We start from the raw sequence: 14959 nt of genomic DNA on the forward strand, positions 1-14959 counted from the left end.
CGTTGCGTTACCTTGCGCGATGACTACAACAAAAGACGATACGCACCCCCAGCAACTTATTCGACAGCACAGAAGGCGCGTGACGTTTCGTCCTCGAGCAATTCAAAGAAACGAATCATTAGTGGGCAGTATGGATCGGGCGCAGCAAGAGTGGGCGATGAGCATAAAGATCGCGCCCTGCATCCACCGCCACATATTTCGCAGTATTTACAAGTGGAGCATGTCTCAAATCGAGATGCATCAAGCTGCTGAAATAGTCTCGCGACATCCGAATCGAGAGCATTGGCCAGACTATCGATAAACACATTGCCCATTGCGTACTTTTCCTCATGAAGCATATGGCACGGGTAAACCGTTCCGTCGGAATCAATACTGAGCGTGTTTTTCGCAGCGCCACAATAACGTTTTGCAGAAATGTTGAGGCGCGTTTGTCCATGAGGGCCGGCCATCGAATCGCTTCCAAGGTGGAACAATGCGTCCCCCAGCGAGTAAAGTTGGCTCGGAGAGGGAATGAGGCCAGCCGTATGAGGATCGGAAGAGGTGAACGATATCAGGCTGAAATTGATCGTAACTCCAAGTCTTTTTGAAAGGGTCACGTACTGAAGAACATCTTCGATGTTCAGGGCGTGAATTGTGGCGATGATATGTCCTTGAATCCCGGCGCTCTTTATTTGTTTAATCGAGTCAACGAGCTTAGAAAAGTTTTGTGTACCACGAATGTGAGCTTGCGATTCTGCGGAGTATCCATCAAATGAAATAGAAATGCAGGGAGAATGACCTGAGAGGCGATGAAGGGAGCTTTGATCGATGTGCAGCCCGTTCGAGAGAATGGCCAGAGACGGGATTCCGCAAACCTCCTTTGCATATGCGACGATATCTGGCAAGTCATCACGAAGGAACGGCTCCCCTCCAGAGATGACAAGTTGACTTATTCCGCGACTACTTATTTCATCCAACGCTTTCTTGATGCATTCCAGGGAGGGGTCTTCGCAGGAATTTCTCCCCTCCTTGTACGAATAACATCCCTGACATGTTAAATCGCAGCGGCTCGTGACATGAAAATACACCGTTTTCAATGCGGGTGGATGCCGTGGACCCTCAAAAAAACAACTATTACTTAGCTGGTCGAACAGACTTTGATCTACGAGTGAAATTTCGGACCGGTCTAGGTCTTCCACGAGCAACTTTCGACATATTTCTGCACCGGCGGCAGTCAGTCCGATAATAATACCGTTGTCATAATTCGCAACTATCGGAATACCAGCAAAATCGAACATGGTCACGTTTTTATGGAACTTCATCCTCAATCCTCTCAGGTTAAGTCCCCAATGGTCGTCCCGCAGATGGAAGCCAATACAGCTGAGTTTGATTGTTCCGGTTGGGCCATAAGGGTCCATGAGGCTGCATTGACACACATATTCTATTGCGCAAATAAGATATGCCAATTGTGAATCGAATGAGTGGCCACAGTTGTTGTCAGCCAAATCCCAATCAGCGAATAACGTAAAGCGACGATACGGGTGCAGGCTCCTATGATTCAGGAGGGCGAGTTTCTGCACCGCAGCTCATAAATTCTCTTGATAGTGCTTGAGAAGAGGGGTGCTTCGTTTTCGATTTTCGCAGGTAAGAAGACCTATTTGGAATCTCGATTATCGAGATGGCTGGATTCGGTGTCATTATCAGGCTGGTGAAGATGCGGAAAAGCACCAAGAACGTTGTTTGACAGGGTTTTTCGGGCCTCCTGCACGTCTTGGAAGTTGCAAAATGATACAGCAACTCAAACATATCGAAGAGCGATAGCTGTTGGAGCGAGAGCCAGAACAGCGAGATTAAGCGAGTCGCAGCGGTCTCAACGCCTTCCCCTAAAGGGCCTCTTTTGTCCGTAGTGGCAAGAGGGGCTTTTTCGTTTCCCTCTTGCGGCGGAGGGGGACACCATGCGCCTATACAGGACGAATTGCGCGCTCTCGTCGGATGGTGGACTATGTGTCGAGATGAGGATCTCGGGTGGAGGTCACGTCGTGGTCGCGGTCGGGCGCGCCGTGGCGGAAGCCCTAGACGACCTCCAGCGCGAATGGTGGCGTATCGAGCGTCGGGAGGCACGCCACACTCTCAGTTTGGACGCTATGCTCCCCCAGGTGTTGGCGGACCCTTCGTCGAACCCTGAGGAGATGCTGGCGAGGCGATACGAATCGAAGGCGCTGGCTTACGCGGTCGCAACACTCTCCCCAGTTCAGATGAGGCGGCTTCTCATGCACGATGTGGCCCTGCTCCCGATAAGGGAAATTGCGGAGGGAGGGGTGCTTCGAAAGGGCGATAAAGTACGGCCTCTCACGAAGCGAGTGGGAAGGTGGATGCCGACGCACGTTCTCCTTCCTGCGGTCGTAGGGTTGAGACGGACGTCGACGGTGATGCTCGAGCAGGTAGGAACGCTCGACATGGCACGTCTCGGGGTGCGTCTCGGCATTGCAGGCGAGCGTGAGATGGCAAGGGTCGATGCGGCTATCGCGGTAAGCCCGGGGCTTGTCCCACGGAGAAACGTCGTCCCCTTGTGTGACGTCTGTGCGCGGCGGTTTCGCGACGCGGGCTACTAGCTCGACGCCCGAGACCCGGGAGCCGCGATGACTCCCTTTGTGTCTACTGCGGAGACCGCGCGGGTCGAGATTACGCGGTATCGGGGCCGTGGCGAAGCGTGTGGCGGACCGCAAGCGTGCAAGCCCGGCAGCAGCACCGTTGCCGTGTGAGGCTGCGGGGATGAGACTGGGATCGCGTGCCTTTAAGGGTGCGCGGCCCTCCAAGATTGGAAGGGAAATGTCGAGCGAAGGAATCGTGGCAGATCCGAACATGCCCGTCCTGGCCGACGCAGATCTGGACGGGCTGTACTTGGCGGCGCTCGAACCCTATCCCTACCTCATGACGCCAACGCAGGTCGCCGAGTTCGCTTGAAGGGACTCCGGGCGGAGTGAGGCGTCTGCTCAAGATGGGGGAAATTAAAGGGGCGAGGATGGGCAGCAGATGGGTGGTCCCGATTGAGATTTCTGGGATTGCATTGTTCTTTCCAATCAGGTGCAGATATGACAGATGGCGGGGGTGGAACGGCGTAACAAACCACGGCCGTTGGACGGACGTTTCCAATTTGTATGCGATTGACCGTTCCCTAAAGAACAATGACCAAAAAGACATCCCCTTGGATGATCGAGATTGGTCTAAGGCCCGTGACAGCTCTATTGTAAGACACTGCGTGCGGGCCGGGGCATGCCATATGTCACGGATTCCCGGGTGGACTGGGCCTCGCACGGTGTCAGCGCTACTTCCAAACCGCGAGCGCCGCAGTGCCCAAGACGATGAGGGCGAGACCGATGGCGCTGCGCCGCGAGACCTTTTCGTTGAATGTCAGGCGCGCAAATAGTACCGATACGACAATCGATAGTTTGTCGACCTGCACCACGACGCTCACCTGGCCTGCGGCGATGGCATAGTAATAGAGTAGCCACGATGCTCCGGTCGCGATGCCCGATGCCGTGAGAAATACGAGTTCGTAGCGGTCTACGTGCACGGCTTGGCCCATCTTGCCTTTAGCTGCCACGATTGCCCATGCCATAACCAGTACCACGCAGGTACGGATTGCCGTGGCCAGGTTGGACTCGACGCCTTCGATGCCAACCTTGGCGAGGATGGACGTGAGCGCCGCGAACACGGCGGCGCCGAGGGCGTAAGCGAGCCAGGTCCGGTCTTGCTGCTGCTCGGGTCCGGCAGACTGCTTCTTCTCGATCATTAAAAACGTGCCGAGGGTGATGACGGCAGTTCCCACGAGCTTAACCGCAAGGTTGCTCGTCTCGCCAAAAAGCACGATGGCGATCAGCGCGGCGAGCGCGGTGCTCATCTTGTCAACCGGTACGACCTTATTGACGTCTCCGATGCTCAGCGCCTTAAAGTAACAGATCCACGAAGCTCCGGTAGCGAGTCCCGAGAAGACGAGAAAGAGCCAGGATCTGGGTTCGATGCTGCCAATGGTTCCAATGGATCCAGAAATACCCGCCATTGCCCAGGCGAAAACGAGCACCACGCAGGTGCGAATGGCCGTCGCGACATCGGAGTCGGTCTGCTTGATGCCGCATTTGGCCAAGATGGATGTGATGCCGGCAAAGAATGCTGACGCAAATGCTGCGACGACCCACGACACGGGTGCGGTGCCTCCTCAAAAAAGATCACGCCAGATCTATGGCGCATGTCCGATGATACCGCGCTTGCCTATAGGTCGCGTGCCCGGTAAACCTTGGTGCTGATGGCACAGCTGACAACGCCAAGGACGACCGTTGCCAGCGCGACGGCACCACACAGGCAAGCGAGGACGGCAGAATCGGGATTCGTCCCTGCAATCGACATGAGCTGGTTGCTGATGGGGTTGAATGAGTTTAGCGTGACCATGATAAGGCACATGTAAAGGGCGTACAGACCAACGGATAGGCGTTGCGCCTTCATGTGTTCAAATCGAAAGAACAGAGGCAGTACCAAAAACACCGCCATGAGGGAGAAAAGCATCGATATTGCCGAGGCGATTGCGGTCTCAAAGACGGTCCCTCCCGTGGAGGGGATACCCACGCTGTTTAAGATCGGGATGGCGACGATACTCAACAGCACGGCCGCGCACGCCATGATGACCGAGAAAATAGTGATGCACAGGTAGCGTGCGCTGACGATGTCTTTGCGTGAGATGGGCAGCGTTGCCCGATAGCGCTCCCATCCGTTTTGGTTGTCGAGCCCGGCCAGCGACGTCATGGCCATGATAGGCGACATGGCACTGATCGCGAAGGCGCCGGCGGCGCTCATGTCGGAATCACCATTCGATGCCCTGACGGCGGTCAGCACGACGAAGATGAACAGACCGACACCTGCGATGCTCGGGACGAGCGTGCGAACGATGGCAAGCTCGGACATAATGGCGCGTTTCATTTCAAAGCCCCTTTCAGCATGAAGCGCAGATAGTCATCAATGGTTGCCCGATCGCAGGGAATCTCGGGGAAGGCCTCGAGCACTTCGCGGTGGTTGGGCACGAGCACGTCCACGCTGTAGGCGTGGCGGGCGGCGCGGGTGCCTTCGACGCACGCCATGAGCTCGGCGGCCTGTGCCTGGGTGCAGTGGGCGATGCCGGCGCGGTCGGTAATGTCCTCGCGTGGCAGGTCAAACACAATCGAGCCGTTATCGATGCAGATGACGCGGTCGGCAGCACGATCGAGATCAGACGTAATGTGGCTCGAGAGCAGCACGCTGCGCTGGCCGTCGGCGACAAAGGCGAGCAGCTCATCGAGCAGTTCCTCGCGTGCCATGGGATCGAGGCCCGCGGTGGCTTCATCCAAAACGAGCAGCTTGGCATGGTGGCTGAGCGCGCAGGCGAGCTGCAGCTTCATACCCATGCCGCGGGAGAGGTCCTTGACCTTTGTCTTGGGATCGAGGCCAAATCGGTTGATGAATCCGGCGAACGTTTCGCGGTCCCACGTGGGGTACGCCGGGCCTACGAGCGCCTCGATCTGGACGACCTTGAGCGTGGAGGGGAAGGGGCATGTGTCCAGCACGAGGCCGATGCGAGAGCGCAGGTGGCGTTGCGACTCATCGGGCGCGTCGGTGCCACAGCGCTGCCCAAACAGGTGCACCTCGCCGGCATCGAGCTTTATAAGCCCAAGCGTGGCGCGAATGGTCGTCGTCTTGCCGGCGCCGTTTGCGCCCACAAAGCCAACAATTTGGCCGGGCTCCACGGCCAACGTGACGCCACGTAGCGAAAAGCGGTCGCTCACGCGGCGTGAGATGCTTTTGAGTTCTAGCAAGTTTTGCATGGCATAGCCTTTCTTGCAGATGGTTACTGCATGGTTTCGGGGGCTACCAGGTCGAGCATCTCGTGCAGTTTATCGCGCGTGACGCCCACGGCTTCGGCTTGCGTTGCTGCCTGTGCGAGCAGCTCTTCGATATGGCAGAGCTGATTTTCGCGCAAGAGTTCTTGGTTGCCCTCGGCGACAAAACAGCCCTTGCCCTGCACAGTGCAGATAAAGCCGAGTTGCTCCAGGTCGGCGTAGGCGCGCTTGGTGGTGATGACACTCACGCCAAGATCGCTCGCGAGTGCACGGATGCTGGGGAGTTTGGCTCCCGCAGCAAGCGTGCCCGAAAGGATCTGAGCTTTGACCTGCGAGGTTATCTGCTCGTAGATGGGCTTGTCGCTCGAATTGGATAGGATGATGTCCACAGCGGCTCCTTAGCTGATGGGCTACACGTGTATATAACCGGTAAGCACAGTATATACACACTATGCACAGTTATGCAAGAGGTAATTACGGGGCTGTCCGTCCCTCTACTCATTCATCTCAATCTGTAACACTAAGACCCGTTTTGGATGACTAACTGTTACAGATTGAGACGTTATTTGCCTGTCCATTCATTTGTCTTGATCTGTAACATCTAGACCTGTTTTTGCTGGCTAACTGTTACAGATCAAGATATTGGCTGACCGCCCTGTGCGTTCATCTCAATCTGTAACATCTGGAGGTCAAAAACCCTTCTAGGTGTTACAGATTGAGAAAAACCGTCGCGGAACACCGCTGACATTCCACCGTCCGAGCCCCAACTGATGAATTTGTCCTGATAGGCGCCCTATGGCGAGGTTTCGCGGCTACAATAATACGGTTACATCGACGTAATGCACTCAATGCAAGAAAGGATCCGCATGGCAAGCCTGTCGGATGAAATCTCGTCGCGCCGCACATTCGCGATCATCAGCCACCCGGACGCCGGTAAGACCACACTGACCGAGAAACTGCTGCTCTATACCGGCAGCATCCAGACTGCCGGCTCGGTCAAGGGCAAGAGCTCGGCCAAGCATGCCGTCTCGGACTGGATGGACATCGAGAAGGAGCGCGGTATCTCCGTCACCTCCTCGGTGCTGCAGTTCACCTATAACGGCGCCTGCGTCAATATCCTCGATACCCCCGGCCACCAGGACTTCTCGGAGGATACCTACCGTACCCTTATGGCCGCCGATGCTGCGGTCATGGTCATCGACGGTGCCAAGGGCGTCGAGGCCCAGACCAAAAAGCTCTTTAAGGTCTGTACGCTGCGCCACATTCCCATCTTCACCTTTGTGAACAAGCTCGACCACGATGCTCGCGATCCGTTTGAGCTCATGGAAGAGATCGAGAATGTCCTGGGTATCAATACGTATCCCATGAACTGGCCGATCGGCAGCGGCCGCAACTTCCGCGGCGTGTTCGATCGTCAGACCCGTCGCGTCATTGCCTTTGAGGGCGACGGCCACGCCAACGCCACCAAGAAGGTCGCCGAGGTCGAGGCCGAGCTGGGCGATCCTTCCATGGACGAGCTCATCGGCGAGGAGAACCATAAGAACCTGATGGACGACATCGAGCTGCTCGATGGCGCCGGTGACGAGCTCGACTTGGATGCCGTGGCCTGCGGCAAGCTGAGCCCGGCGTTCTTTGGCTCGGCACTCACCAACTTTGGCGTGGAGCCCTTCCTCAAGGAGTTCCTGCGTCTGGCCCCGACGCCGCGCGCCTATACCGATACGCTCACCAGCGAGCCGGTCGATCCCTGCCGCGACGACTTTAGCGGCTTTGTGTTTAAGATTCAGGCCAACATGGACAAGAACCACCGCGACCGCATCGCCTTTGTGCGCATTTGCTCGGGCAAGTTCGAGCGCGGCATGGATGCCTTCCACGTGCAGGGCAACCGCAAGCTTAAGCTTGCCACGGGCACGTCGATGATGGCCGATGACCGCGCCATCGTGGACGAGGCGTATGCGGGCGATATCGTGGGCCTGTTCGATCCGGGCATCTTTAGCATCGGCGACACCGTGTGCTCCGGGAAGCGCCACGTGCAGTATCCGCAGATCCCGACGTTTGCCCCCGAGATGTTCGCTCGCATTACGCAGGTCGATACGCTCAAGCGCAAGCAGTTCGTCAAGGGTATGGAGGAGCTTGCCCAGGAGGGTGCCATCCAGATCTTCCGCGAGCTGGGTGCCGGCATGGAGAGCGTCATTGTGGGCGTGGTCGGCGTGCTGCAGTTTGAGGTGCTCGAGCGCCGCCTTAAGGCCGAGTACCGTGTTGAGGTTCGTCGCCAGCCACTGCCCTATACGGACATCCGCTGGATCCAGAACGACCCCGACACCATCGATATCCCGGGCCTTTCGCTCACGCGCGACACGCTGCGCGTCGAGGACATGCGCGGCGGTAAGCTGCTGCTGTTCACGAGTCCGTGGAACGTGGATTGGGCAACCGATCACAACCCCAACCTTATCCTGTCGGAGTTTGGCAACGTAGCCTTTTAACGCATCGGCGCGGTGGCCCTGTGGGGCTGCCGCGCCGCTTGCTTGCCTGATGCCGTGTGAGCGGCTATCATACCCACCGTCGTCTCAAGACCGGGGCGTCCGAGCAGTTCGGGTCCGATATCCTGCTCGTTAAACCTAAAACCAAAGGAGTACATAATGATCAAGAAGGTCATGGAGGACTACAAGGTCCTGTTGCGGAGCATTCCCGCGGCAACGGTTTCGCTGTTTTTCGTGAGCGTCATCATGATGAACCTGCTGGCCAACAAAGAGCTGATCAGCCTGCCGTATCTGGCGCTCGACTGTGGCTTTGTGGTGAGCTGGGTTTCGTTTTTGTGCCAGGACATGATCTGCAAGCGCTTTGGCGCCAGGGCATCCATCAAAATCTCTATCCTCGCGCTGCTGGTCAACCTGGCCGTGAGCCTGTGCTTCTGGGCATGCTCGCTCACGCCCGGCATGTGGGGCGCCTACTACGACACCGGCATGATCGAGGTCAACACTGCCCTTAACGCCACCATCGGTGGCACCTGGTACGTGGTGCTTGGCTCGTCGCTTGCCATGCTCATCTCTGCCGTGGTTAACTCCACGCTCAATCAGTCGCTCGGCCGTATGGTCAAAAAGAATAATTTTGCGAGCTTTGCCTTCCGCTCCTATGTGTCCACGGGCGTTGGCCAGTTCATCGACAACCTGGTCTTTGCCATCGTGGTGAGCCACACGTTCTTTGGTTGGACGTGGGTACAGGTCCTTATGTGCTCGCTGACCGGCGCTATTGCCGAGCTGCTGTGCGAGGTCTTCCTGAGCCCCGTGGGCTACAAGGTCGTGCGCAGCTGGGAGCGCGAGAACGTGGGCGCCGAGTACCTCGAGCGCCACGCAACCGCCTAAGGAGCAAGTATGCGGGTTTTGATCACGGGTGCTTCGGGCGGTATCGGAGCCGCATGCGTGCGGCGCTTTTTGGACGAGGGCCACGAGGTCGTGGGCTTTGACCTGCTGCCGGCGGCGGTCGAACATGAGCGCTACCGCCATCTGATCGTCGATGTCCGCGAGCTGGACGCGTTTCCAGGCGACCTTGAGCCCCAGGTGATTGTGAACGTTGCCGGTACACAAGATTCGTCCGATGATATTGCTGCCAACCTGTGTGGCACCATCAACGTGACCGAGCGCTACGCCTTTGTGGGGGAGGGGCTTGCCGCCAAGCCGGCGCCGGCTATCAAATCCGTGGTCAATGTGGGGTCGGCGAGCGGGCATACGGGATCGGAGTTTCCCGCCTATGCCGCCAGCAAGGGCGGCGTTATCGCCTACACCAAGAACCTTGCAAACCGCTTGGCACCGCAGGCCATCGCCAACAGTGTGGACCCGGGCGGCGTTATCACGCCGCTCAACCGTTGCGTGATGGAAGACGAGCACCTGTGGAACCAGATTATGGGGCTCACGCCGCTTAAACGTTGGGCTACCGCCCAAGAGATCGCCGAGTGGATCTACTTTGTGGGCGTGATCAACCGGTTCATGACCGGGCAGAGCCTGCTGATCGATGGCGGCGAGGCCGGCCGCACCCAGTTTATCTGGCCCGAGTAGAAAACGCGCCCGATGGCAAGATTGCCGTCGGGCGCGTTTTTGATGTATCGATTTTAGCCGAGGCAAGTCCAGTTGACGGGGGTCGAGCCGTGCTGTTCGAGTAGACGATTGGCTGCCGAGAAGGGACGCGACCCCATAAAGGCGGGGAGTTCTGCCGTGGCACGGTTGGCCGAAAGCGGCGAGGGGTGCGTGGAGGCCAGACAGAACTTGTCGGTTGCCTTGCCCGCGCCGATCGCGGCGAGCTTACCTTCGACCATCTGCTGGGCAAAGCGACCCCATGCCAAAAAGACGACCGACTGGGGCAGCTGGCAGCAGCGTTCGATAACGTAGTCGGTGAGCGTGCACCAGCCTAGTTTGGCGTGCGAGTTGGCGGCATGCTCGCGCACGGTGAGCGTGGTGTTGAGGAGCAGAACGCCCTGTTGTGCCCATGGCGTTAGATCTCCTGTGGCGGGAATGGGGCAACCCAGATCGGCATTGAGTTCCTTGTAGATGTTGCGCAGGCTCGGCGGCAACTTGGTTTGCGTCGCGGGGACCGAGAACGACAGCCCCATGGCCTGGTTGGGCCCGTGATAGGGGTCTTGACCCAAGATGACAACCTTGACCTGGTCGGCCGGCGTGTAGGCGAGGGCATTGAGGATGTCGTCTTGTGCCGGGTAGATGGTTTGCTCGGCACGCAAAAGGGCGATGCGCTCGAGCAGCTGGTTCGTAGTGTCACGTACCGGCTGTGGCGCATCGCCCAACCAAGTTGCTATGTTGCGGTCGCGGGTCGCGGCGTCCATGGGGCTCCTTTACGTCAGATGCTCTGTTTGCATCTATTGTAAAAACTTTCGTCGGCCGATATTCGCGTACGTCCCGTTGTGCATGCCCCCTCGCGCGACGTGGTGGCGGCCTGGCGCCGCCGAGAGACCATGCCTATCGCCACGAGGCGCTTTATCGACTATATGAGCTCGCATATTGTCCATTAATGACTGGCGGGGCGTTGAGTGCGGTGTTTAGCGGGCTGTCGCTTTGGTTTGGGCAGTGCGATAGGTGCGTGCCGGGTGGCAGAGTAGCACCGCCACGACCATAAAGAATGCCGTGGTGCCCAGGCTGATGGGATAGACCATCATGATGTTCGCAAAGGTGCGGAAGTGCGGGAATACGCAGAACACCCAATAGAAGCGAATGCCGCAGACGCAGATCATGGTGATGAGGGCGGGCATGAGCGAGATACCAAAGCCGCGCAGGTAGCCGGACATGTTTTCGTAGAACATGCTAAAGGCGTAGGCAGGGAAGATCGAGCACACGCGGATATAACCGATCGAGACGATGTTGGGATCGCTGTTGAACAGCGACAAGATCTCGCGCCCCAGGCCGACAATAACGACAATCGTGGTGAGTGCAACGATGCCGCCTTCGGTCAGGCAGACCTTGAGCGTTTTGGTGCACCGGTCGATCTGGCGGGCACCGTGGTTTTGTCCCACAAAGGTGGTGCAGGCCTGGCTAAAGCTATTGAGCAGGTTGTAGCATACGTACTCCAGGCTCATGGCGGCGCTCGATGCCGCCATGACTTCGGTGCCCAGGCTGTTGATGGCAGACTGGATGATAATGTTGGCGACGGCAAAGACGGCGCTTTGGATGCCGGCGGGCAGGCCGATCTTGACGATGCGCTTGAGGGCGACGGGGTCTAAGCCTAAGTCGCGCGGGGTGACACGGACGACGGAGTTGGTTTTGAGCAGGCGGATGAAGAGCGTAGCGGCGCTGACGGTGTAGGCGATGGCGGTGGCGATGGCGACGCCCGCGACGCCCCAGTGGAGTACGGGGACAAAGATGAGGTCCAGGCCAATGTTGAGGACGGTGGACACGGCAAGCGCCTGCAGCGGCATGCGGGTGATGCCGACGGAGCGGAAGATCGCGGCCTCAAAGTTGTAGAGCAAGATCGAGGGCATGCTGAGCAAAAAGACACGCAGGTAGAGCGAAGCGAGCGGCATGGTTTCGGCGGGAACGTTGAGCGCGGCGAGCATGGGCTCGGCAAAGATCTCGCCCAGTGCGATGACGACAAAGCCCACGAGCGCCATTAAAATCGAGGTATGGACGGCGCGTTTGACCATGTTCTGATCGTTGCGCCCGATAGCGTTGGCGATGACCACGTTGGAGCCAAGTGACATGCCGATAAACAGGTTGAGCATAAGACTGGTAAGCGGAACATTGGAGCCGACCGCCGCCATGGCGAGGGTTCCCTGGTCGCCCGAGAAGTTACCGATGATGACCGTGGCGATGAGGTTCGACAGCTGCTCCAAGATGCTCGTGGCGGCCACGGGGAAGGCGAACAGGGGAATATTGCGCCACAGCGAGCCGGTGGTCATGTCAATGTGCTTAGATGCGGTGTCAGCCATACGCTCTCAATCTCTAACATGCTCTTTCGTGCTCATTTGCGCAGACGATGATACTCCTAATCGCCTAGTCATTGGGGACGTTCTTAAACGACTAGTCATTCAAGAACGTCCCCAATGACTAGGTGGGGAAGGCGTGCGACAATGGTGGGCGTTGTGTTGTTCGCGCTAAGGAGTTGCCATGTTGTTGTGTCCCGTTTGCCATGAGCCGTTGGTGGACGACGAACGCGGTGCTGTATGCGCGGGCGGACACCGGTTTGACCGCGCGCGCGAGGGCTATCTGTATCTACTGCGCTCGTCCAAGAGCGGAGACTCTATGAGAGATCCCAAGTCGCAGGCGCGCAGCCGTCGTGACTTTCTGAACCGCGGTTACTATGCGCCGTTGCGCGATGCGATGGTCGAGTTCGTGCGCCTGCGCGTGTCTGGGCACGCCGCGTCTGCGAACGACCCCATGACCTTGCTCGACATTTGCTGTGGCGAGGGCTACTACACGAGCGCCATGGGCGCGGTGCCGGGCGTGGATGCCTACGGGTTCGACTTGGGCAAGGAGATGGTGCGCCTGGCCGCCAAGCGCGGCGATGCGACCTACTTCGTGGCCAACATGAAGGACATCCCCGTGGCCGATGGCGCCTTCGATATGGTGACCGAGCTCTTCGCTCCCTTTAACGAGCGCGAGTTTGCCCGCGTGCTGGCGCCCGAGGGCTCACTCTACACCGTGGTGCCGGGCGCCCGTCATCTGTTTGGGCTCAAGGAGGTGCTCTACGACACGCCATATCTTAATGACGAGAAGTTGCCGCAGACCACCGAACTCGAGTTGGTCGGAACGCGGCGGGTGTTTGCGAACATTACGCTCCAGACCCAGGCCGACATCGAGGCGGTGTTCCAGATGACGCCGTACTACTACCGCACGCGCCCTGCCGACAAAGAGCGTCTGGCACATTTGGACGCCCTTCAGACCGACATCGACTTTATCATCGCCGAGTACCGCCGCTGCTAGCAACCTGCCAAAAAGGGACAGGTTTATTTTGGTAGGTTTTATCTGGGCAAACGTAAAGGGCCGACCGCGTTGCTACGCGATCAGCCCTTTTTTGCTGCTTGATAGCAGGGGTTGTGAGAAGTGGGCGTTTACAGGCGGTCCTTGTTCTCGACCTTAACGGCGCGTGCCTGCTGAACAAAGAACAGGTCGTAGACCACGATGACAAAGGCGCCATAGTTGATGGCGTTGCCGCCAAACGCGGGAAGCGTGAGCACCGCCTGGGCCAGCGTGGCGACCGCGGCAACAATACCGAGCTTAAACGCGCCGTCTACTTGCGAAGGCTTGTTGGCACCCTTGATGCCCGCAATGCCCGCGGCAAGGTCGACGAGGCCCTTAGCGATAATCACGACCGCGGCGAGCATGGCGTTTGGGCCGAATGTGGAATAATCGAGGTTGTTCGTGGCAATGCCGACGCCGGCGATGACGAGGTCGGAGATGCCCCGAATGAAGTAGATGAGGGCAAGGATTTTGAGTGTCTTGCGAGCGAAGCTCATGGGTAGTCCTTTCGATGCGGGCGCTGCCAGGCTGGCGCGTCCCATATGCTGCACATATCGTGAAACACATTGTAGTTCACTGTGACGGCGTGTGTGTTGGAAAGCGCTTCTCGCCTGTGCAGGGCAATCTTTCAAAAAAGAAAGCCAGCTGTAAGCCAAATCGATGGCAGCTCATGTGCGGCGCTGCGATGATGGAGCCATGGTAAGAGCTGGACCGAAGGAGGAGCCATGATGTACGGAGCCAAGCAAGTGCGTGAGCCGCGAACGTTGGGAAGGCGCATGAGTGATTCCGTGATTGCTACCGTGTGCACGGGATTGATGGCGGTGCTTTGCATTGGGATGCTGTGGACCATGTCGCATGTGGGACAATAGCGACGGGTGGGTGCTGGCATAAACGGCGCTCACGTATCCGTTTTGCTTGTTAAGGAGTGTCCATGGGCGTCGTCGATCCCTTTTCTGTTGCTCGGGCCGTGGGGCTTGAGCTGACCGGGAAGCCCGAGGGCCTCACGCTCACCGACGGCACGATGGAGCTGCGTGCCGATTTTGCCCGCATGCTTCCGCGGCTCAAGCAGGGCCGCCTACAGCAAGAGCTGCTGGTAAAGGCTGCGCGTGCAAAAGGCATCGAGCGCCCATGGGCGATTGATGCCACGGCGGGCTTTGGCGAGGATTCGCTGCTGTTGGCAGCCGCAGGCTTTACCGTCGATCTGTATGAGCAGGATTGCGTGATCGCGGCGCTCCTCAAGGATGCCTTGGATCGCGCGGCGGGTGATCCGGAGCTTGCGACCGCCGTGACCCGCATGCGCTTGCACGCGGGCGAGGACAGCATCGCCGGTCTTCGCCATACAGCTGAGCTGATCGGGCAGGGCGAGCTCGCGGCTCCCGACGTGGTGTATCTGGACCCCATGTTTCCCGAGCGCACCAAGAGCGCGGCGGTGAAAAAGAAGTTCCAACTCTTGCACCATCTGGAGCAGCCGTGCGCCGATGAGGAGACGCTGGTCGAAGCTGCGCTTGCGGCGCGCCCGCGCAAGGTCGTTATCAAGCGGCCGGTGAAGGGGCCGCTGCTTGCCTGCGTTAAGCCGAGCTATCAACTTGCGGGCAAGGCCGTTCGCTACGATGTGTTGGTGCCGCCGCGCCCGTAGCTTGCGTGCGATGGCTGGCGCTCCGT

14 protein-coding genes are annotated in these 14959 nt (G+C 58.3%); 6 read left to right on the plus strand and 8 right to left on the minus strand.

Annotation, left to right across the window (positions count from 1 at the left end):
* Window positions 1-56: 56 nt before the first annotated feature.
* Window positions 57-1301, minus strand: a complete 1245-nt coding sequence (locus tag AB5202_RS00240; RefSeq protein WP_346969459.1) for a radical SAM/SPASM domain-containing protein — start codon at window positions 1299-1301, stop codon at window positions 57-59.
* A gap of 690 nt (window positions 1302-1991) precedes the next feature.
* Between AB5202_RS00240 and AB5202_RS00245 the strand changes: the two genes are divergently transcribed.
* Entirely contained in the window at window positions 1992-2591 is a 600-nt protein-coding gene (locus tag AB5202_RS00245; protein ID WP_346978060.1) for a type II toxin-antitoxin system PemK/MazF family toxin, read from the plus strand.
* Between the two features lie 713 nt (window positions 2592-3304).
* On the opposite strand, the gene AB5202_RS00250 is transcribed toward AB5202_RS00245, so the two are convergent.
* The 4 genes from AB5202_RS00250 to AB5202_RS00265 form a co-directional block, all read right to left on the minus strand.
* Window positions 3305-4180: an EamA family transporter gene (locus AB5202_RS00250; protein WP_346969455.1), complete on the minus strand. Its 876-nt coding sequence runs from the start codon at window positions 4178-4180 to the stop codon at window positions 3305-3307.
* A 68-nt stretch (window positions 4181-4248) separates the two neighbouring features.
* On the minus strand, window positions 4249-4950 hold the full coding sequence (locus AB5202_RS00255) for an ABC-2 transporter permease (protein WP_368143435.1): 702 nt from the start codon (window positions 4948-4950) through the stop codon (window positions 4249-4251).
* On the minus strand, window positions 4947-5828 hold the full coding sequence (locus tag AB5202_RS00260; protein WP_346969452.1) for an ABC transporter ATP-binding protein: 882 nt from the start codon (window positions 5826-5828) through the stop codon (window positions 4947-4949). Before AB5202_RS00260 ends, AB5202_RS00255 begins: the two co-directional genes overlap by 4 nt.
* Before the next feature lie 23 nt (window positions 5829-5851).
* Window positions 5852-6232 carry a GntR family transcriptional regulator gene (locus AB5202_RS00265; protein ID WP_118388727.1) on the minus strand — a complete coding sequence of 127 codons (381 nt, stop codon included), beginning with the start codon at window positions 6230-6232 and terminating at the stop codon, window positions 5852-5854.
* Between the two features lie 477 nt (window positions 6233-6709).
* On the opposite strand from AB5202_RS00265, the gene AB5202_RS00270 reads away from it, so the two are divergent.
* From AB5202_RS00270 to AB5202_RS00280, 3 genes are all read left to right on the plus strand, one after another.
* Window positions 6710-8323 carry a peptide chain release factor 3 gene (locus AB5202_RS00270; RefSeq protein WP_346969451.1) on the plus strand — a complete coding sequence of 538 codons (1614 nt, stop codon included), beginning with the start codon at window positions 6710-6712 and terminating at the stop codon, window positions 8321-8323.
* Window positions 8324-8479: 156 nt separating this feature from the next.
* Window positions 8480-9202, plus strand: coding sequence for a VUT family protein (locus AB5202_RS00275; RefSeq protein ID WP_346969450.1), 723 nt, complete (start codon window positions 8480-8482; stop codon window positions 9200-9202).
* Window positions 9203-9211: 9 nt separating this feature from the next.
* Complete coding sequence (locus AB5202_RS00280) at window positions 9212-9892, plus strand: SDR family NAD(P)-dependent oxidoreductase (RefSeq protein ID WP_346969449.1); 681 nt, start codon at window positions 9212-9214, stop codon at window positions 9890-9892.
* A gap of 53 nt (window positions 9893-9945) precedes the next feature.
* Here the strand turns inward: AB5202_RS00280 and AB5202_RS00285 are convergent, their stop codons facing one another.
* Both AB5202_RS00285 and AB5202_RS00290 read right to left on the minus strand, forming a co-directional pair.
* Window positions 9946-10671 (minus strand): uracil-DNA glycosylase, encoded by a 726-nt coding sequence (locus AB5202_RS00285; RefSeq protein WP_156597989.1) that lies wholly within the window; start codon window positions 10669-10671, stop codon window positions 9946-9948.
* A 213-nt stretch (window positions 10672-10884) separates the two neighbouring features.
* Window positions 10885-12267 carry an MATE family efflux transporter gene (locus AB5202_RS00290; RefSeq protein WP_152077417.1) on the minus strand — a complete coding sequence of 461 codons (1383 nt, stop codon included), beginning with the start codon at window positions 12265-12267 and terminating at the stop codon, window positions 10885-10887.
* Between the two features lie 178 nt (window positions 12268-12445).
* Between AB5202_RS00290 and AB5202_RS00295 the strand changes: the two genes are divergently transcribed.
* Window positions 12446-13261: a putative RNA methyltransferase gene (locus AB5202_RS00295; RefSeq protein ID WP_346969448.1), complete on the plus strand. Its 816-nt coding sequence runs from the start codon at window positions 12446-12448 to the stop codon at window positions 13259-13261.
* A 128-nt stretch (window positions 13262-13389) separates the two neighbouring features.
* On the opposite strand, the gene AB5202_RS00300 is transcribed toward AB5202_RS00295, so the two are convergent.
* Window positions 13390-13794 (minus strand): hypothetical protein, encoded by a 405-nt coding sequence (locus tag AB5202_RS00300; protein ID WP_346969447.1) that lies wholly within the window; start codon window positions 13792-13794, stop codon window positions 13390-13392.
* A gap of 434 nt (window positions 13795-14228) precedes the next feature.
* On the opposite strand from AB5202_RS00300, the gene AB5202_RS00305 reads away from it, so the two are divergent.
* Complete coding sequence (locus tag AB5202_RS00305; protein WP_368143434.1) at window positions 14229-14933, plus strand: class I SAM-dependent methyltransferase; 705 nt, start codon at window positions 14229-14231, stop codon at window positions 14931-14933.
* The last annotated feature ends 26 nt before the right edge of the window (window positions 14934-14959 follow it).

Origin of the sequence: Collinsella aerofaciens (genome assembly GCF_040915545.1) — a bacterium.
Taxonomy (GTDB): domain Bacteria; phylum Actinomycetota; class Coriobacteriia; order Coriobacteriales; family Coriobacteriaceae; genus Collinsella; species Collinsella aerofaciens_BE.